The organism is Elusimicrobiota bacterium, assembly GCA_016722575.1.
GTDB lineage: Bacteria > Elusimicrobiota > Elusimicrobia > FEN-1173 > FEN-1173 > JADKIY01.
Genome location: JADKIY010000001.1, coordinates 417,009 through 436,193 on the forward strand (window position 1 = coordinate 417,009; position 19,185 = coordinate 436,193).

Annotated in this window: 14 protein-coding genes and 1 pseudogene; 6 read left to right on the forward strand and 9 right to left on the reverse strand. The window is 64.5% G+C overall.

Features of this window, described 5'->3' with window-relative positions:
* Window positions 1–22 precede the first annotated feature (22 nt).
* The 5 genes from IPP68_01925 to IPP68_01945 all read left to right on the forward strand — a co-directional run bounded on the left by IPP68_01925 (window position 23) and on the right by IPP68_01945 (window position 10,844).
* Window positions 23–1,729: a FecR domain-containing protein gene (locus IPP68_01925; GenBank protein MBL0349120.1), complete on the forward strand. Its 1,707-nt coding sequence runs from the start codon at window positions 23–25 to the stop codon at window positions 1,727–1,729.
* Window positions 1,726–2,925: a hypothetical protein gene (locus tag IPP68_01930; GenBank protein MBL0349121.1), complete on the forward strand. Its 1,200-nt coding sequence runs from the start codon at window positions 1,726–1,728 to the stop codon at window positions 2,923–2,925. Before IPP68_01925 ends, IPP68_01930 begins: the two co-directional genes overlap by 4 nt.
* Entirely contained in the window at window positions 2,915–9,076 is a 6,162-nt protein-coding gene (locus IPP68_01935) for a hypothetical protein (protein MBL0349122.1), read from the forward strand. Before IPP68_01930 ends, IPP68_01935 begins: the two co-directional genes overlap by 11 nt.
* Window positions 9,073–10,002 (forward strand): PorV/PorQ family protein, encoded by a 930-nt coding sequence (locus IPP68_01940; protein MBL0349123.1) that lies wholly within the window; start codon window positions 9,073–9,075, stop codon window positions 10,000–10,002. Before IPP68_01935 ends, IPP68_01940 begins: the two co-directional genes overlap by 4 nt.
* Before the next feature lie 89 nt (window positions 10,003–10,091).
* Window positions 10,092–10,844 carry a type I 3-dehydroquinate dehydratase gene (locus IPP68_01945; protein MBL0349124.1) on the forward strand — a complete coding sequence of 251 codons (753 nt, stop codon included), beginning with the start codon at window positions 10,092–10,094 and terminating at the stop codon, window positions 10,842–10,844.
* Here IPP68_01945 and IPP68_01950 read toward each other — a convergent pair.
* From IPP68_01950 to rpmH, 9 genes and pseudogenes are all read right to left on the reverse strand, one after another.
* Window positions 10,780–12,081 carry an MFS transporter gene (locus IPP68_01950; GenBank protein ID MBL0349125.1) on the reverse strand — a complete coding sequence of 434 codons (1,302 nt, stop codon included), beginning with the start codon at window positions 12,079–12,081 and terminating at the stop codon, window positions 10,780–10,782. The two genes, IPP68_01945 and IPP68_01950, sit on opposite strands and share 65 nt — an antisense overlap.
* Window positions 12,078–12,977 (reverse strand): cation transporter, encoded by a 900-nt coding sequence (locus tag IPP68_01955; protein MBL0349126.1) that lies wholly within the window; start codon window positions 12,975–12,977, stop codon window positions 12,078–12,080. The genes IPP68_01950 and IPP68_01955 overlap by 4 nt, the downstream gene beginning before the upstream one ends.
* Window positions 12,974–13,858, reverse strand: coding sequence for a M23 family metallopeptidase (locus tag IPP68_01960; protein ID MBL0349127.1), 885 nt, complete (start codon window positions 13,856–13,858; stop codon window positions 12,974–12,976). Before IPP68_01960 ends, IPP68_01955 begins: the two co-directional genes overlap by 4 nt.
* Window positions 13,824–15,227, reverse strand: coding sequence for a tRNA uridine-5-carboxymethylaminomethyl(34) synthesis GTPase MnmE (gene mnmE / locus IPP68_01965; protein MBL0349128.1), 1,404 nt, complete (start codon window positions 15,225–15,227; stop codon window positions 13,824–13,826). Before mnmE ends, IPP68_01960 begins: the two co-directional genes overlap by 35 nt.
* A gap of 28 nt (window positions 15,228–15,255) precedes the next feature.
* Window positions 15,256–16,323, reverse strand: coding sequence for a Jag N-terminal domain-containing protein (locus IPP68_01970; protein MBL0349129.1), 1,068 nt, complete (start codon window positions 16,321–16,323; stop codon window positions 15,256–15,258).
* A complete protein-coding gene (yidC, locus tag IPP68_01975) occupies window positions 16,320–17,843 on the reverse strand; it encodes a membrane protein insertase YidC (protein MBL0349130.1) in 1,524 nt (507 codons plus the stop codon). The genes IPP68_01970 and yidC overlap by 4 nt, the downstream gene beginning before the upstream one ends.
* A pseudogene (yidD, locus tag IPP68_01980) lies at window positions 17,840–18,057 on the reverse strand (membrane protein insertion efficiency factor YidD). The gene yidC and the pseudogene yidD overlap by 4 nt, the downstream one beginning before the upstream one ends.
* Window positions 18,054–18,419 (reverse strand): ribonuclease P protein component, encoded by a 366-nt coding sequence (gene rnpA, locus IPP68_01985; GenBank protein ID MBL0349131.1) that lies wholly within the window; start codon window positions 18,417–18,419, stop codon window positions 18,054–18,056. Before rnpA ends, yidD begins: the two are co-directional and overlap by 4 nt.
* Before the next feature lie 235 nt (window positions 18,420–18,654).
* Window positions 18,655–18,792, reverse strand: coding sequence for a 50S ribosomal protein L34 (gene rpmH / locus IPP68_01990; protein ID MBL0349132.1), 138 nt, complete (start codon window positions 18,790–18,792; stop codon window positions 18,655–18,657).
* A 73-nt stretch (window positions 18,793–18,865) separates the two neighbouring features.
* On the opposite strand from rpmH, the gene IPP68_01995 reads away from it, so the two are divergent.
* A complete protein-coding gene (locus tag IPP68_01995) occupies window positions 18,866–19,138 on the forward strand; it encodes a 4Fe-4S binding protein (GenBank protein MBL0349133.1) in 273 nt (90 codons plus the stop codon).
* Window positions 19,139–19,185: the final 47 nt, after the last annotated feature.

A 19,185-nucleotide genomic window follows, 5' to 3' on the forward strand; every position in this document is an offset into this window, starting at 1 on the left:
GACCCCAACGGGTCCCTGCCAAATGGGTTTGTCGAACGCGCATCATCGGGTGGGTTTTTGGGCGCTGGGGGCCTTTTTGCCCCTGGGTTTTTTGTGTTCCCTTTCGGCGGACCCGGTCGTGGTCAAAGCCGTTCGCGGACCGGCGGAAATCCGTCGGGCCCGGGCCCAAAACAATAAATGGTACGCCCTCCGGAAAGGCTCCTCGGTCAAACCCGGCGACGAAATACGGACCGGCAAATCCAGCCGCGCGGTCCTCAAATTGGACGACGGCTCCCGCGTCGTCTTGGGCGGCGGCAGCCGCGCCAAGGTCCTGGAATCCTCCCCCAACCGCATTTTTTCGCTGGCCGTCGGTCGGATGAAATCCTTCGTCAAAAAGCTAAAACCGTCCAGCAAATTTGAAGTTCGAACGCCCCTGGCCGCGGCCTCGGTGCGGGGAACCATTTTTGAAATGGGCGTGGGCGAGGAGGGCAAAAACGGCTATTTGGATGTAACCCGAGGCGTGGTCAACTTGGCCCAAAGCGGGCGGGACATGGACGTTCACGCGGGGGAGCGGGTGGATTTCATGAGCGGTTGGCCCCTGGGCGATCCGGTGCCCGGCAAGTCCTCCGAAGACACGCCGGCCGAGGAGGAGAAATCCGATGACAAATCGGCCTTAAAGCGTGAAGTGGGACTCGGCATGAGCAAAGAAGCCGTCATGGCCGCCGCGGCCGAGGAAATGCGCCTGGCCGAATACCAGGAGGGCAAAACCCTCATCGACGTCAACGGCGACCGGGTGCGGCTCGAGGAATACATCATTCGCCGCCCCCAGGAACTGGCGGTCAACCTTCAAGACCGGGCGTTTAAGCTGGTCGTGCTCAACGAGCGGGACAATCGGTTTGATTACTTTTACTACCGGGGCGTTTTCAATCAAACGCTGCCCGACGATCTGTCCGTGGCCTTGAACGACGTCCGCGGCCAATTGGGGGCCGCCGCGCCCGATTACTATTTGGATTCCTACGAAATGGGCCAATCCAACACCCGGGATTCGGTGTTGGACCAGGCCAACGGCGGCCATCTGGTCAAAATCACCTACGACGGCACCAATTATTATCTGGAGGATCCCACCGACGCCACGAACACCCGGACCATTTTGGCGAACGAGGTGACGACGACCGCCGATGGAACCTTCCACAAGGTGTACGACCCCGTGGGGGACCGGTTCGTGACCATCACCGACGCCCAATTCAACGCGGGGGGCGGCGCGGCCGGGGTTTTCGACGCTTCCCAGGACACCTTCCGAACCCTCACGACCGCCGACACCTATTGGCGCACCGCCTTCAACAACTACAGCCATCTCATCAACGGCAACAGCAAGCAATCCTACGTGCCGGACGGCACGCTGGGCATCACAAACATTCTGGCCCAGGACCAGGACGCCACCTACACCTTCGCGGGGGGGAGCGTTTTTCCCGTGACCGAAACGCCCTCCGGCGCCGACGTTCTTCACAACCGGGTCACGCTCTATTACGGCGACGGGACGATCGAAACCGTAAACACCTACATCATGTCCGATGACGGGAAAATCGGCCCCGTGAGCGCCTTCGACGGATTGACCACGGGTTCGGGGTTCAAAGACCAACTGCTTCAATGGAACTACGAACAAGTCACCGAAGCCACGGAATTCCAGGGGCGCAAGATCGATCTCGTCGTGGAACCGAAAATCCTGATCAAATCGGGGTTGCTCAAATGAGGCGCCTGGGCGCCCTGGGGGCGGCTCTTCTTTTGTCCGGGTCGGCCGGCGCGGCGGACGTCACGCCGCTGTGGGCCCTCCAATTTATGGGCGGGCAACATTTCTTCGAAGGGCGCTCCAGCGCCTTGGCCGGGAACATCAAGGCGAACTACACGCCGGCGGTCAAATTCAGCGAACGATGGACCCTGCTGCCGACTTACGCCGGGAGTTATTCCGGCACCCGGGACGTCCAGGAACTGGCCGGGGGCGGGACGTTGTTTCAAGACTCCATGAGTCACGGATTGCTGGTGAAAAGCGTCCACCAAATGGGCGAACGGTGGAAGTTGAAACCCTCGGCCGGGGCCAAGCTGGAGCTTCTTCGGGAAACCGTGGACGAAAAGTGGGGGGACGGACTCTTTGACTACCGCAAACTGTCCGGGGGTCTCGAAGCGGAGTTCGATCAAACCAAAAGCGCCGGCGGCCGACTGGCCTACGATTACTATCAACTCACCTTTCCCAACTACGAATCCCTCGAATCCGCCGCCGATCCCACCCTGGCCCGGGAATTGGCCGGGGCCAAGGTGTTGGACAGTTCCAACCATCTGATCACCCTCGGCTGGTGGTCGCCTTTGCCGGCCGCGGGCCGTTTGGACGTGGCGGTGTTCGCCAACCGGCGATTGTTCGGCGATCAGCCCGTGGTCAAATCCGACGGGGGACTGACGGGCACCGACCGCACCGACACGACCTTGTCGCTCAATGTCGAAACGGCCTATCCCTTCACCGTGGGCGACGCTGTTCGGGCGGTGGGCACGCTCGGGTTGTCCTACGGTAGCCAGTCGTCAAATCAAAACCATTTCGACGCCCGGAAAGCCGTGTTTTTGTCCAACCACTACGATTACAGCCAATGGAGCCTCGCGCCCCAGGTGTCCGCCGCCTTCGGCGAATCCAAGTGGGTGAGTTCCCTGTCGGCGTCGTACCAACGGCGAACCTACTCCCACCGACCCACCCAAGACGGCAACGGCGATTATTTGTCGGAAAAGCTAAGTTTATCCGAAATCACGACTCAATTCGCCGTGACCTACCCGGTGGCCAAAAACATGCGCCTTCGCTTTCAAACCTCCCTGGCCTGGAGCGATTCGAACATGCAATACGAGAAAGTTTTCCGCTACAACTACAAAATCGCCAACTACATGATGGGGTTCAGTTATGACTATTAAGCGGGCGATCGGGTGGCTGGCGGGGATCGTCGTGGCGATGGGGGCCTCGCCGGCCGCGGCCACCGTTTCCATTTCGGGCACCGTCGTGCAATCCTCCACCATCTCCGCCTCGCCGTCGGGGGTCGCTCTGATGGTTTCCACGTTCCCGGTCACGGACCCGGCCCTGGCGAACGACCCGTCGGTGTTCATCGCCAGCGCTCCCCTGGCCGTGATCGGCAGCGCGGCTTTTTCTTTTCCGACCTTGCCCTTTTTCGGAAACCCCACGGAATATTATCTCTACGCGTACCGCGATCTTAATTCCGACGGCGTTCCCGGAAGCACGGAACCCATGGGCGGGTTCGGCCCCTTTCCCTTTAACGATCCCGCCGGCCACTGGACAGCGCCGGTGGACAGCGTGAGCACGGCGGGCGTCACGATCAATTTAATTCCCCGGGCGGAAGTGACGGGACAGCTGTTCAACAACAGCGCCCAATCGGGACAGCGGTTGATCGTCCGGGCCATCGATTTGGCCCACCCGGCCCACAAGTGGCAGACCATCGAATTCCCCGTCGGGGGCGGCCCCTTCCCCTATTCGCTGGGGGGCCTGGTCCCGACCCTCAATTACACCGTCGAAGCCTGGCTCGATACCCAACCGACGGGGTCCACGGGGGCCTACAATCCGGAACCCTTCGAAGACAAAGCCCTCTCCCAGGGCCCCTACGCCGCGCAGATGGGGATCACCTCCTCCAACGTCGATTTAACAATCAGCTCCGGCGCCCTCGGGGGGAGCACCCCCGATCACGTCCGGCTTTCGGGAATGAACGACAGCTGGAGCATGACCATCTCCTCCGGGGCGGCGTCCGGGGATCTCGCGGTGAGCGTCCGGGATTTTAACGATGCGCTGACGGCGACCGGCACCCCCACGGCCTTGATTTTCACGGGATTTGACGCCGGTGGACCCTTCGTTCCGCAATTGTCCACCGACGCCTTTGCGACGACCTTTACCACCGCGGCGCTTCCCGGCGGACAGCCCTTCTCCGGCAAATTTAAATTCCGCTATCCCGGCCAGGGGAACCTGTATCTCCAGGTACAGGCGGTCAATTTCCCGACGGTTGGGGAATCGCGCTTTGCTTACTTTTCTTTCAACGTTCTGCCCGGCGGAGCCGGTTTTTCCAATTTGAACGCCCGCACGACGACGGACCCCGCCACCGCCACCGGGACCGCGACCGCCATCACCCCCGATCGGGACGGCGTGGACGACGCCGCCGTGTTGTCCTGCGATCCGCCGGACCCCGGGATTTACTGGGAATGCGACCTGTCCACGGAAACCTCGTTCACGACGGGCGTTGTGAGCCGTTTCTTCGGCAGCGGCCCGGGGGAAGTCTATTGGTACGGGTCGGGATTTGACGGGCGGACGGTGCCGAACGGCACGTATTTCGCCCGGTTTCAAACCGAAGGGGCGGGCTTGGTTTCGTCCACCCTGGCCGTCACGGTCAACACGGCCTTTGTGCGCGGTACCGCGACGGACCTGGTTTTTTCTCCGGTGGCCGACGCGAACATCCAAGTGAACGGTCCGGGCGGTGGCGGGTTCGCCCGTTCGGCGAACGACGGGTCGTTCTTTGTCGGCGGGTTGGTCGCGGGACAGTCCTACAACGTGGACCTCTCGCGGCCCGGGTTCGCCCCCCAGAACTTTGCCGTCGTCGCCAGCTCCGACGTGGGCAACGTGGTGTTGGGGCCGGGCGCCACCCTCCGGGTCAAAGCCACGGTGGACGTCGCGCCGCCGTTTGATTTGTATGGGAATATTTTTGTTCACGACGCGTCCTATTCGAGCGTGGCGGGGGGGCCTTTGCATTTGGCGCCGGGGAATACCGTTTCGGACAATGGATTGCCCGCGGCCGACTCAAATTTCAGCAATTTCACCTCTCTGGCGATTAAACCGGGGGTCGCGTACACCGTTGAAATCGACCTTCCCCAATACGGCCATTTCACGGTGCCCGGCCAATCCACCGGACCGGGCCAAACCGTGGACGTGGTGCAAGCCATGTTTCGCAAGGCCAACATCGCCGGGACCCTGAATTTCCCCGGCCCCCTTTCAAGTCCGTTCGGCGGCGAATGGGTTTCCGTGGACGCGGTTCCCACCGTGCCGGCGGGGGCGTCCCCGGCGGCCTGGGGCGGTGCCTTTGTTTCCAACGGCGCCTCCTCGGCCACCTACCAGGTTTTCGGGGTGAACCCCGGGACCTACACGCTTCGGGCGTTCGCCCGTGGGTTCGTTCAAAATTCAACGACCCCCGTGTCCGTGGCCAACCTGGACCTTTCCGGCGTGGATTTCCCGCTGTTCAACACCGGCGGCCTGGCCACGGGCACGATCACCATCAACGGCGACACCTCGGGGTTGACGGGCGGGAATTACGGCGGGGCCGCCTGCGGGGCCGGCCAAGTGCCCCTTTCGGTTCACGCCTTTAATCCGGGAAGTTTCGCCAGTGCTTTTACCCAGGTGTGCGTCTCCACAGGCCCGGGGCCCGTCACATCGGCGCTCTATCAATTGGCCGGGTTGCCCGACGGCGTGTACAACCTTTCGGTGTTCGTTCCCGGTTTTCAAACCAATCCCCCGGGACCGAAAAATCTTACGGTCTCGGGCGGCGCCGGGGGCACCGACCTGACTTTCGACGCTTTTTCCGGCCGCCTGGACCTGTCGGCGACCCTTCCGCCGGGGGATCTTTCCGGGGCCATCGCCTACCGCTTGGAACGGGACGGACCGGACCGGGACGAGCGATCGGGCCATCTTTCCGGACCCGTGGGCGGACCGGCCACCGGATCGGAACTCGCCCTCGGCACCGGTCTCTACACCCTGACGCTATTGAACGGCAACGCGGGTCGGGGCCTCATTCGGCGGGTGGGCGTGTCCGTGAAAAACGGTTCCACCACCACCTTGAACGTGGACATGGCCGTTCCGACCTACACCGTGGGGGGAACGGTGTCCCTGCAGGGAAACCTCATTTTGCCCAGCACCTGGAGCGTGACGGTCAGCTCCATGGCGGGTTTGACCGCGGCGTCGGTCGCCCCCACGGTTCAGGTCTACGCCTTCCCCTTGCCGGACCGTTTTAACGAAAACACCCGGCCGCTCCGCGAGATTCCGTTGACCCCCTGGGCCAGTTCCGGGACCTTCGCGCTCAACGGGCTGACGCCGGGGGGGTACTTGTTCCGGGTTCAAAGCGACTTGAATCCGCCGGCTCCGCCGGCCAACTGCGGCGGCTGTTCCTCCCCGCCGGGTCTGCCGGACATGGCCAGCTCCGACCGGATCGTTTTCCTGACCACCGCGTCCGTGGCCGGGGCGGATTTGACCTTGTCGAACGGGGCCAAGTTGTCGGGCACCCTTCGCCGACCCGTGGGCGACGACGCCACCGATCCCCGCCATTTTGTGCTCCGCCTCCACCGAACGGACAACCTGACCATCTTCGAGACCGAGGCCGACACCAACGGCACGGGCGCGGCGTCGTACACCGTTCCTCATTTGGCCGCGGGAACCTACGTATTGGAAGTCTATGAAAAGACGCTTCCGGTCAAATACGGCGCGCCCGCGCAAACGGTGCAGGTCGCCAACAGCGACGCCACCCTCGACGTGGATTTGGTGGCGGCGGCAACGCTGGTGGGCCGCCTGCGGGACGCCGATTCGGACACGCTCTTGACCCCGCAAAACGCGGGCCGCTTCTTGCCGGATCGGTTCGAAATTTTTGCCGAAGCCAACCCCTTTGTTCCGGGCGGGTACGCCCAGGCCGAACGAAGCGACAACGGGTCCGGCCCAAAGCTCGATCCCAACACCGGTCAATTCACGATCACGCGGTTGATCCCGGACACGACTTACGACGTCACCTTCCGGGGTTTCTCCGATTTCGGCCGGGAAGCCCAGGCCAAAGGCCTGCGGACCTACGCCCCCGTGGTGCTGGGCGGGGTCCGTTTGGCCGCGGGTCAAGTCGTCGATCTGGGCACCGTGGACTTGAGCCAGGGCGGCACGCTCTCGGGCACCGTGACCGACACGACCGGGGCGTCCCTCGCCAACATCCGCCTCACCGCCGTCCCGTCGCTGACAAACGGGGAAGACCGCCACAATTTCCAAATTGAAACCTTCACGGACGAACAAGGGCGCTACGAATTTCACGGCGTGGACCGGAACCAGCGTTATTACGACGTGATCGCGTCTCCCCGGTTCCGTTCCGGGGACGTGTTCGGCCAGCTGTCGGGGACCAAATACGCGCAGGAACGAATCCGGATGATCGATGTGAACGATCCGTTGAAAATCACGGGGCTTGATTTCGCCTTGACCCCCGCCAGCGGCGCCTTGATCGGTTCGATCCGAACCCTGGACGGCGCCCCGCTCGTTCCCGCCTTCGAAAACGGAAACAACCAGGCGGGCGTCCGGGGCGCGAACATCGCTTTGCACTTCGACGGCGCGGCCCTGGACGACAATCCCCTGGGGGAAATCGAGGACACCACGAACCCGGACGGGACCTTTCGGATCGACGGTTTAAAACCGGGGGCGTACACCTTCCGGGCCATTTCGGCGGGGTACTCCACGGCGTTGAAGAAAATCCTGGTGGCCAAAACCGGCGCGACGAACGTCGGAACGGTGACGTTGGGCTTGGGCGCCTCGGTGTCGGGGGCCATCGCCAAACCGGACGGCTCCGCCCCCAGTTCCTCCGAACTGCAAATGGTGATCGGCGTGGACCAGAATTTCGAGGATTTTGTTTTCGGCACGATGGAGACCAATTCCGAAACGCAATGGGTCACGGGCTATTCCCTGTCCGGGTTCCAGACCGGGAAGAACTATTCCCTTCTTTTCGTTTCCAAGAAAGGCGAAGTGGGGGAAGCGGCGACGGGGATCGTTTTCGCGACCACCACGGAAAGCCGCGTCATCGACGTGGTGTTCCGCCCGGCCGGTCCCAAGGTGTTCGTGAACCAGGAACGCGTCGCCAACCAATACACCCTGCGGTTTTTCGCCAGCCAACCGCTCCGCCATTTGACCGACGCGGACAACGACACGAGTCAGATCGTCACGATCTCCAGCGGCGCCGGGACCATCGCCAGCGTGGACTTGAGCCCCTCCCGGGACTTTCTCACCGTCGTGTATGACGCCACGCCGATTGAAACCTCCTTCGTCCTCCGTTTGCATTTTCACACCACGGTGGTGGACCCCGACGACCCGTCCGGGGACACCTTCTTGTTCGATAAGGATTTTGAATTTTTCGCCGGCATCGGCCGCCGCCGGTCGGCTTCGATCCCCAACGTGACGGGCGGCGACTGCTCCCTGGAAGGCGTGGCCACGGGCGCGACGTTCCCCTCCGGCACTTTCGCGGTGAACCGATCGTCTTCGGTGGAAGTGGGCCTGCAGAGCGCGGTGAGCCTCGACCAATTGCCCGCCGGCGCCCCTTCCCTGGCCGGCCGGGCGGAGCGGGCCTCCCGGTGGGCGGCCCAAACGGCGGAACGCCTGGGCGCGGCGGCCTACCCCGTGGACAGTCTTTACCGCGCGGTTCGGCTGGCGCCGACGGTATCGCCCTTCAGCGCGTTTTACGATATTTTCCTACCCGCCGGGATCAGCCACGTCTTGAAAAACGAAGCGCTCCTGACGCTCAAATACGACGATTCCATTGCCGACCCGGCCAATTTGAACGTTTATTATTTCGATCCCAACAACAATGTGTTCCTTTTAGAGAAAAGCCAGCGGACGGTGGACACGGTGAACAAAACCATCACCGTCGGGGTCCGACACCTGTCGACCTTCGTGGTGCTGCAAGGCCAGGCGCCCGTGGTGGGAACGAACAATTACACGGGTCAAAAATTGTTTGTCCACAACGTCCCGAACCCCTTTAATTTGAAAACCAAAACGGTCACGTTGAACCACACGACGCCGGCCCAGGATCAAGCGACGGAGGGCACGGTGATCGCCTACGGGTTGCCGCCGGGGACGGCCGGGACGGTGAAGATCGAGATTTACGACGTGGCCGGGGGCCTGGTGCGCACGATCGCCCAAACGGCGCCCAGCGGCGGGACGTACTACTACACCGACTGGGACGGGAAGAACGACGCGGGCGACAAAGTGGCTTCCGGGGTGTATTTCGGCCGGCTGACGGTGGACGGCGGCGACGAGGCCTTCTTCAAGATGGCGGTGGTCAAATGATCCGGCGAGCGCGGATTTCGGCGGTGGCGATGGGGTGGGTGTTGGCGTCCGCGGGATTCGTTCACGCGGCGGGCAAGGCGGGGGCGGTCGGAGCGGCCTTTTTGAAGATCGCCCCCGGCGCCCGGGCGGCGGCCCTGGGCGAAGCCTTCACCGCCGTGGCCGACGACGCGTCCACCTTGATTTGGAATCCGGCGGGCCTCGCCCATTTGCGAAAACCCGAAATCGCCGCCACCCACAGCCAATGGCTTCAAGAGGCCAGCCACGATTTCATGGCGGCGGCCCTTCCGGTGTCCCGGGCAACCGTCGGATTGGGCGTGACGTCCTTCTCGGTTCCCAACATTCCCAAACGGGCGTTGGACACCGACGCCCCCGACGGCGTGTTTGACGCCCGCGATGCGGCTTACCATCTGGGGTGGGGGCAAGCCCTGGGCGACGACTGGGCCCTCGGCCTCGCCGCCACCTACGTCCGGCAAACCATCGACGGCCGATCGGCCGGCGGCGCGGCGGCCACCCTGGGCGCCCTGTGGCGCACGCCCTGGCGTCCGCTCACCACGGGCCTCGCTCTGCGGAACCTGGGCGGGGAAATAAAGTTCGACCAAGAGGGAGACCCCTTGCCCATGACCGCGGCGTTCGGCGTGGCCCTTCGAACCCCCAACGACCGGCTCACTTTTTCCACCGATCTTAGGCTTCCGTCCAAAGGGGATGTCGCCGAATCCGCCGGGCTCGAATACACTCACCCCTTGTTCAAGGACGGTCGGGGTCGGTTGCGGACGGGTTACAACTCCTCGGCGGCCGAGGCCGACAGCGCCTCCGGCCTGTCCCTGGGGCTGGGATTGGATTTCACCCGCTGGGCCTTCGATGTGACCTGGGCGCCCTACGGGGTCCTGGGCGACACGTTTCGATACGGGTTCCGGGTCTCGTTTTAAAAATCGCCGTTGATTTTTACCCGACGATCATTTATTCTGATCATCAACAACATGACCGATCCGCGCCGCGCGTCTTTTCCTTCCCAATCGTGAAATCACGACGCCTCCCCTCCGCGTTGGGGCGCCGTCCGCTCGTGGTGGCGTCCATCGGCGACGCCGCCCACCTCGTCGGCGACGCCCGCCGCGCGGCCAAAGAGGGGGCCGACATTGTTGAGATCCGCGCCGACTTGTTCCCAAAAAATATTTTAAAACCGGAATCGCTTCGCCGCCTCATCAAATCGGCCCGGGAGGCCGCTCGGCGTCCCCTCCTTTTGACGTTGCGCATCGGCGAAGAGGGCGGCGGCCTGTCGCCCCATTTTCGGGAGCAGGACCGCCTGGCGCTGTTCCGCGCCGCGCTTTCCGACGTTCAAGGGGTCGACATCGAACTCTCGGCCAACGAGATCAACCGCCACGTGGAATTTGAAGCCCACAAACGGGGCCGTTTCGTGGTGGTGAGCGCCCACGATTTTCAAAAAATTCCGTCCGGCGCCGTGCTCTCGGGATTTGCGCGGAAGGCGAAACGGTTGGGGGCCGACGTGCTTAAAGTCGCGGCCCGGCCGCGCCGTCGGGCCGACGTGGATCGTTTGATGGATTTTTGCGCGAAGTCGACGTTTCGGCGCCGGGTGTTCATCGCCATGGGCCCCTTGGGGGAGACCACCCGGCGGGACGGATTTCGGTGGGGGTCCTGCCTGACCTACGGGTTTGTTCGCCGCCGCCTGGCGCCGGGGCAATTGCCCGTCAAGACGCTGGCGGAGGCGTCCCGGGCTCTTTTACGAAAACCAGCACCGCCCCGCCCAGAATAAAAAACACCAGCAGGGACAGAACGCCCCGCCGTACGCCGCCCGCCTGGGCGGCCAGACCGAACACCAAAGGCCCCACGACGGCCGTCACTTTCCCCACCACGCCGAAAAATCCGAAGAACTCCCCGCTGCGCTCCGGCGGCGTGAGCAATCCCATGAGAGACCGGCTCGCGGCCTGACTGCCCCCCAGGACCAAGCCCAGGACGACGCCCAGGGCCCAGAATTCGCCCCGGGAGGTCATGCGGGCGCCCCAGAAGATCACCCCCGCGTAAACCGCGAGAGTGATCAGGATCACCGTTTTGTGGCGCCACCGATCGGCCAAATAACCGAAGAGGAGCGAGCCCAGGAAGGCCACCCCTTGAATCATGAGGAAGCATTGGATGAGCTCCCCGGAGGATAGGCCCAGCAACTCCGCCCCCACGACCGAGGCGGTCAGGATCACGGTTTCAATGCCGTCGTTATAGACGGCGTAGGCGAGAACAAAGACCAGGAGATTTCGGTAACGGGCCATGTTTCGGGCGGTGTCGAGCAATCGGGTCCACCCCAGCCGCGCCCAGGCGATGGCGGGCCGTTTTTCGCCGGCGCTCTCGGGCGGGCTCAATAGAAACAGCGGAAGACCAAAAAGGCCCCACCACAGCCCCACCGACAGCAAACTGGCCCTCACGGGAAGAAAATGGTCCGTGGAGAGCCCGAACCAGGCCGGGCGTTGGATCAACGCCAGATCCAGGGCCAGGCAGAGCCCGCCCCCGATGTATCCGATGGCCCAACCAAAACCCGAGATGGCCCCCAGGGATTCCCGGGGCCCCAGGTCCGGCAAATAGGCGTTGTAGAAGGCGTTGCCGCCGGCGAAACCCATGTTGGCCAGGGCGAACAACCCCACGGCCAGGGCCACCCGTCCCGGCGTGACCCAAAAAAGTCCGACGCTGGCCAGGACTCCCAAAATCCAAAAAAAGCGAAGAAAGGATTTCCGTTTTCCGGACAAGTCCGCGACGGCGCCCAGCAAAGGCGCCAATAGAACCATGACGAACATCGACGCCGACACCGTAAAGCTCCAAAGCGCCGGTCCCGACAGAGCGCGGCCAAAGCACCGGATTCCCTCGGGGGGAACGACGCTTTTGGCGAAATAGACGTTGAAGACGACGGCGAGCGTGGTGGTCGCGAAGGCGGAATTGGCGAAATCGTAAAAGGCCCAGGCCCAGAGGAGCGGGCGTTTCCAAAAAGGACGGTCGGGGGGAGTCACGGAAGAGCGTTCGGTTCCGCGGATTCCAGCTGGAGCGTGGAATGCCCGATGGAAAACTTTTCCCGAAGAAGGGCCTGGAGGGCCGACAGCACCCGGGGCTGTTCGTTCATGCGGGCGGGTTCCAGGATCACCCGGGCGGAAAGAGACACGAGGTGGGAGCAAAGACCCCACACGTGGACGTCCTCCACCCGGAGGACGCCGGGGAGGGCGCGCAGGGCCGCGGTCACTTCCGACACGTGCAGACCCGCGGGAACGCCTTCCAAAAGGAGGTTCATGGATTCCCGGAGAAGCGGCAGGGCGCTTCCCAGGATCAAGGCGGCGATCAAGAGTCCCACCAGCGGGTCCACCGCCCGCCAGCCGGTGGCCGAGATCAGGGCGCCCGCCCCGATGACCCCCACGCTGGCCAGCGCGTCCGACGCCACGTGCAAGAAAGAACCCCGAAGATTAACGTCGGTCCGGCTCGGCCCGTGCAGGGCCGCGGCCACCGCCACGTTGGCCGCGAGTCCGGCCAGGCCCAACCCCATCATGAGGCCGGTCCCGGGGAGGGGCGCGGTCCCGTGAAATCGGTGAAGGGATTTCCACGCGATGCCCAGGGCCACCCCGGATACCAATAATCCGTTGAAGACGGCGGCCAGCACTTCCAACCGGTGAAGGCCGAAGGTGCGCCGGTCCGAGGCGGGGCGCTCGGCCAGGGTCACGGCGAAATAGGAAAAGAGAAGACCGCCGAAGTCCATGAACACGTGGGCCGCGTCCGAAAGCAGGGCCACGGAACCGCTCCGCCGGGCGCCCCAGAGCTCCACCAGAAACGTCGCGCCGGTGAGGACCGCCGCGAACACGAGCACCCGCCGGGGCCGGGCGGTGGAGACGGCGTGGCGGTGGTGCGCTTCGGGGGTCATGGAATGAACCGGTCCACCCAATCCTGGGGATCCACGCGCTCGCCTTGAACGGTGAGGGACCAATGGACGTGGGGGCCCGTGGCAATGCCTTCGGCGCCGGTTTCGCCCAGGAGGCGCCCGGTTTTGACCCGGTCGCCGGCCCGGACCGCGAGGGCGCGCATGTGCAGGTAATACGTGTAGACGCCTTGGCCGTGGTCCAGCAGCACCACGTTCCCGAAGCTTTCAATCCGTCCCGCGAAGACGACCACGCCCCGTTGGGGCGCCGTGACGGGAGTGCCCGACGGGGCCGCCAAATCGGTTCCGGTGTGGGGGTTCAACGCGGGGCGGTCCCCGTAGGAGCGTCGCGCGCCAAAAACCGAGGACACCACGCCCGTGGACGGGCGCACGAAGGCGCCGTTCCAAAGACGTTTCGCGGTGGGGGCCTGGTTGTAGAGCGTGGCCAGAACAAAAGAATCCCGCTCCACCGAACCGGTGGTGAAAAGCGCGTCCCGCTCGGGCGAAAGCTTGATCCGTCCCACGGGGTAGGTGCCCTCTTCCACCGCGAAAGGGACTTCCTCCAGAAAAGGCCCGCCCCGGGACCAAACGCCCTCGATGGTCACGGTCTTGGTTCCCGCCGGTTCCAAGGGGCCCGTGCCCAGGAGCGCGCGCCAACGGCGTCCGCCCATCTTGTAGAACGGCGCTCGCCGTCCGTTCCAACGGGCGGTGACGCGGCCCAATGGCGCCGAGGCGATTAGCCAAACGGAAAAGGTTCGCCCGGCGACCACGGTGCTTGGGTCGATCGTAAAATCGCTTTCCCCGCGGAGGCCGTGGGCCGTTCCCAAAGCCAGGCCCGCCAGGAACGCCGCCTTACTTGCCGATGCAAAAACGGGAAAAAATCGCATCCAACACCTCCTCCGACACGTCGTCGCCGTCCCGCCCCGTGACCGCGCTGAGCGCCGCAAGGGCCCGCCGCAATTCCAAGGCCCGGGCTTCGGCGGGGGTTGAAGCGCCGCCCGCTTCGTTCAGCGCGGCGCGAACTTCCCCCAGGCCCGCTTCGTGGCGCGTGTTGATCAAAACGTCGTCTTCCTTTCGTTCGCGAAGACCGCCCGCGCCCGCCGCCTCCAAAATCAACGACCGAAGCTCCGGCAGTCCCGCCCCGGTCCGGGAGGACGTCCAGGTCCCGGGGCGCGCGTTCCATCCCAACGCCGCGCGCCACGCCGTCTCTTGGCGCGTTCGGGCTTTTCCGGGTTTGACCCGGTCCGCCTTGGCCAAAACCAATATCGTCCGTCCCCGCCGCCAAGAGGCCGCCAGTCGACGGTCCGCGGGCCCCGGTTTTTTGGATCCGTCCACCACCCCGAGCACCACGTCGGCCCGCGCCAAAGCGCGGCGGGCCCGGGACACGCCCGCGCGTTCCACGGCGCCGGCGGCGGTTCGAAGGCCGGCGGTGTCGGTCACGGTCACGGGCACGTCGTTCAAGAGAACGCGCTCTTCCAACGTGTCGCGGGTCGTGCCCGGCCGAGCGGTAACGATGGCCCGGTCGTCGCCCAGGAGGGCGTTGAACAAAGACGATTTGCCGGCGTTGGGGCGGCCGGCCAAGGCGACCCGAAGGCCGTTTCGAAGCCTTCGCCCGTCGCGGGAGGTGGCCAAAAGGCCGTCCACGGTCGACGTGAGATATTCTAGGTGTTTTTGAAATTGATCCGGCGAAAGAGGCGGAACTTCGTCGTCCACGAAATCCAGACCGGCTTCCAATTGGGCCAACAGGTCCACCAGGCGTTGCCGGAGCGTCGCCACCCGACGGGACAACCCCCCCCGCAATTGGGCGAGTCCGGCGCGCCGCAGGGCGTCGGACCGGGCGGCGATCAAATCCGCCACGGCCTCCGCCTGGGTCAAATCCATTTTGCCGTTTTCGTAGGCCCGCCGGGTGAATTCGCCGGGACCGGCGAGCCGCGCGCCCCGTCGAAGGCAGAGCTCCAGGACCCGCGTCATCAACAGGCTACCGCCGTGGCAGGAAAGTTCCACCACGTCTTCGCCGGTGTAGGAGCGCGGGGCGCGGAACACGGCGGCGACGGCGTCGTCCAAGGTTTCGTCGGCGTCACGCACGACGCCGTGGTGCAGGGTGTGGGAAGGGACGTCGACCAGCGGGGCGGCGGCGCGAAACATCGCGTCGGCGACCTCGAGGGCCCGGGGGCCGGACAAACGGACGACGCCCAGGCCGCCTTCCCCCGGCGGGGTGGCGACGGCGACGATGGTGTCGGTTTCGCGGGGTTCCATGGACGGGCCCGCCCGAAGAAAAAAATCCTTAGGCGTTGGGCGCGGGAGCGGCCCCGGCGGCGCGGGGTTTCACGACGACTTTGCGCGTGGGGCCCTCGCCCTCGGAGGCGGTTTCGACGTCCGGGTGGTTGGCCAGGGCCTGGTGGACGAGGCGTCGTTGGGCCGGCGGCATGGGATCCATCCGGAAAAGCTGTTGGGTGCGGCGGACTTGAAAGGCCGCGAACAGGGCCTTGTCCACGACGCTTTGCTCGTCGGCCGAGGCGAAGCCCTCCAGGCGCAGGGCGACCCAGGGTTTCTCCCGATCGCCGCCCGAGGACACGAGATTAAAGAGGTATTCCAGCGCTTCGAGGCCGCGGCCGTTTTTTCCGGCAAGGCGTTCGCCGCGGGTTGTTTTGAGCAGCACCGGCAGGCGGTGGTTTTGTTCGGGGCCGAACTCCCAGGCGAGATCGTCCACGCCCAGGGATTCCTTCCATTGATTTAAAAGGGTTTCGGGGGGAATGAAGGGGCGAAGGATCTCGGGGCGCGGGGCGCGCTGTTCCCGGGGGGCCCGCGTTTCCGGACGCGGTTCGGCCCGTCGTGGCGCCTCCGGCGTCGGCCGGTTTTTGCGCTCGGGCGGTCGGTTCCCGCGGGCGTCGCCGCCGCGCGCGCCCTTGGGGGCGTTGCGCCGGTCGCCGGGTCCGCGCTCGTCCCGTTCGCGACGGTCTCCCCGGCCCCGCGGGGCCGGTCGGTCGTCGTTCTTCCCGCCGTTGGAAGGCCGTCGATCCCGCCGGCCGTTCTTGCCGCCGGATTTTTCGATCGTTTCGCCGCGGTCTTCGCGGTCCTCCCGTCCCCGGCGGGGTCCCCGGTCGTCGCGGCCGTGCTCAAACCGATCGTCGTCGGGGCCGTGATCGCGGTAGGCGTCGAGGCGGGCGGAGCGTTTTTCCACCATCCGGACCCGCACCCGCCGAAAACCGAACAGGCTCAAAAGCCCGCTGGAGCGGTCCTGAACGACGTGGACATTCACGTCATCGCGCTTCAGGCCCAGTTGGGCCAACCCGCGCTCCACCGCCCGTTCGGCGGTCCGCGCTTCCCCGGTCCATTCCCGCATTTCTTTCATCGGGCGGCCTCGGGTTGGGCGTGCAGGCGGAGAAGCGCCATCTGGACGGCGATGCTGATCAAACTGCTGGTCAACCAGTAAACCACGAGCCCCGCCGGCATTTTCAGGAAAAAGAAGGTGAACATGACGGGCATGATGTACATGATCTGCCGTTGGTTCGGGTCCAGAGCCGCGGCGGACATCTTTTGTTGAAGGAACATGCCGCCGCCCATGAGAACGGGCAAAACGTAAAAGGGATCGTGGACGGACAAGTCCTTCACCCAACCGATCCAGGGCGCGTGCCGCAATTCGTAGGTGCTCCGCAGAGTGGAAAAGAGGGCCCAGAAGACCGGTAGTTGGATGAGGACGGGCAGGCACCCTTCCATTCCCATGAACCGAAGGCCGTGGCGTTTGTAGAGCGCCAACATCTCCACATTCAGACGCTGGGAATCGCTTTTGTAGAGTTCCTGGAGGCGTTTGAGTTGGGGCTGGATGGTTTTCATTTTTTGGCTGTGGCGGAAACTTGAGATCGTGAGGGGCAACACCAGCAGTTGGATGATCAGCGTCAACAGGATGATGGCCCAGCCGTAGTTGCGGGTGGCCCGATGGAACACGAGGAGGGATTTATGGATCACGTGGCCCACGGGGGCGAAAAAGCCGAAGTCCACGGAGCGTTCCAGGTCCAACCCCAATTTCTTCAAGTCCTCGTACCCCTTGGGGCCCAGATAGAAGGTGAGGTTTTCGGTGACGGATTTTTTGGGTTCCAGGACGAGGGCCACGGGGCGGTGAACGGAGTAAAACGTTTCGTCCTTGTCCACCCGAAGGGAAACGGCGGTGGGCGGTTCGTTTAAGAAGGCGGCCAGGAAATAGTGTCCATCCACCGCCCACCACTTGTAGGCGCCGCTTTGGGTGGAGGTTTTCTTGTAATGGAGGAGGCGCGGGGGTTCCCAGGCGATGGCCCGTTGGGTGCCCGCGGTGGCGCGGCTTTTCTGGGCCGCCTCGTCCTGGGCTTCGATTCCGGGGCCCCAGCCGATTTCGTAATCGGCGTTCACGGCGGACTTCCCCGTGTTGGACAACGCCAGGGCGACCCGTTGGAGGTGGCCGGTCGGATCGATGGTAAAGGTTTTTTCAACCGTCAGGCCGTCGGCGCGCTTGGCCCGGCACACCACGGCGTTGTCCCGCCGCTGAATGTCGAATTCCAAGTCCGGGAAGGTGGCCAGCGGCTGGGCGGCGCCCGGTCGGGCGGGGACCAGGGCGACCCATTGGCCCTGTTCCAGGATTTCCCATTGGGCCACCGCGGCGCCGAAATGGTTCAACGTGAGGCGGTTTTCGCCGATGTCGAAGACGATGTCCCGCTCGCTGATCGGCGCCCGGGGGGCGGCGGAGACGGCCGTCGTCCCGGCGGCCGTCAGCGGGGCCGTCGGGGCCGCGGGGACCGCGGCTTTTTCGGCCGCTTGCCGCTGGGGTTTTAAGACGAGCACTTCCCAGAGGACCAGAATGGACATGGAGAACACAAAAGCCAACACGTAGTTTTTTTTCATTGGGGGAGGGGGGGGACCAAGTCGACGCCGCGGCCACCCAGGGGGTGGCACCGGGCGAGACGTCCCAGGGTCAGGGCCAGTCCGCGCGCCGCGCCGTGCCGCTCCACCGCCTCAAGGGCGTAATGGGAGCAGGTCGGCAAAACCGGCAGCGGGGCTTCCAAAGAAAGCCCGCGGCCTGGTACGCGCGGATCAAAAACTGCAGAACCGATTTCATTTGTCTCCGTGCGCGGAGCGTTCCACGAGGAACAGGAAGTCCGCGCGCAAATCGTCGTGGGGAGGGGGAAAAGCGGGGCCGCCCGTTTTGGGGGTGACCACAAGGTCCCAGCCCCGGGGCCACCGGTTTTTTTCCGTCCGAAAAATGTCCCGCACGCGGCGCTTGAAGCGGTTGCGCTGGACGGCCCCGCCGTGACGGCGGCCGACCACGACGCCGAGGCGCGTGGCGCGGGCCGGGGATTCCTCCCGGCGGAAGGCCCAGAGCACCAGGCGGCGGCCCACGCGGCGGCGGCCCTTCCGCCGGGCGCGGTCAAAATCCCGGGAACGGGTGAGCCGCTCGTGGGGCCGGAAGGAAAAATTCACGCGAACGTCCGATTTTCAGGCAGCGGGGGGCGCCGAGCATCGGCGGTCCGGCGGTGGAAAACCGGGCGGGGTTCGAAGTTGTCTCAAAACCACTCGTCGGAAATGGAATTTATTTCTCCGGCCTGCGTCTTCGTTGCTCGTCGGTTACGGGCCGCAAGGGCCCGCGCCCTTCTCGCGCCTCGACTCGGCACGGATAAATAAATTCTTTTCTCGGCGATCGGTTTCGAAACAACTTCTACTTCGTGAGTTTCCAGCGGCCCTTTTGGCGACGGCGTTTGATGACGCGCCGTCCCCCGGGCGTGGCCATCCGCGCGCGAAAGCCGATGGTTTTGGCGCGCCGACGCTTGTGGGGTTGATAAGTTCTCTTAGGCATGGGAGGCATTTTAGCTTGACGGAGGCCGGGTGTCAATTGACGCGGGGCTGTCCCGCGAGTAAACTGTGACCCCATGGCGACCCCCACGCAAACGCGGAAATCGCGCACCATCGCGGACATCAGCCCCGACCGTTGCACCGGTTGCGAGGCCTGCATGGCCGTCATGCCCCACGACGACTGCATCGGGAAAGCCTCCGACGACCCCACGATTCCAACGACCCTCATCGTCTGCGAGGTCAACGCGGACCGTTGCACCGGATGCACCCTCTGCATGAAGATTTGCCCCTGGGACGCCATCGCCATGGTGCCGCGTCCCGGGTACGAAGCCCCGAAACCCGCCTCCTGATTTTCGAGGAGGGACGGATTTCGGCGACACGTTCGCCCCGTCTCCGT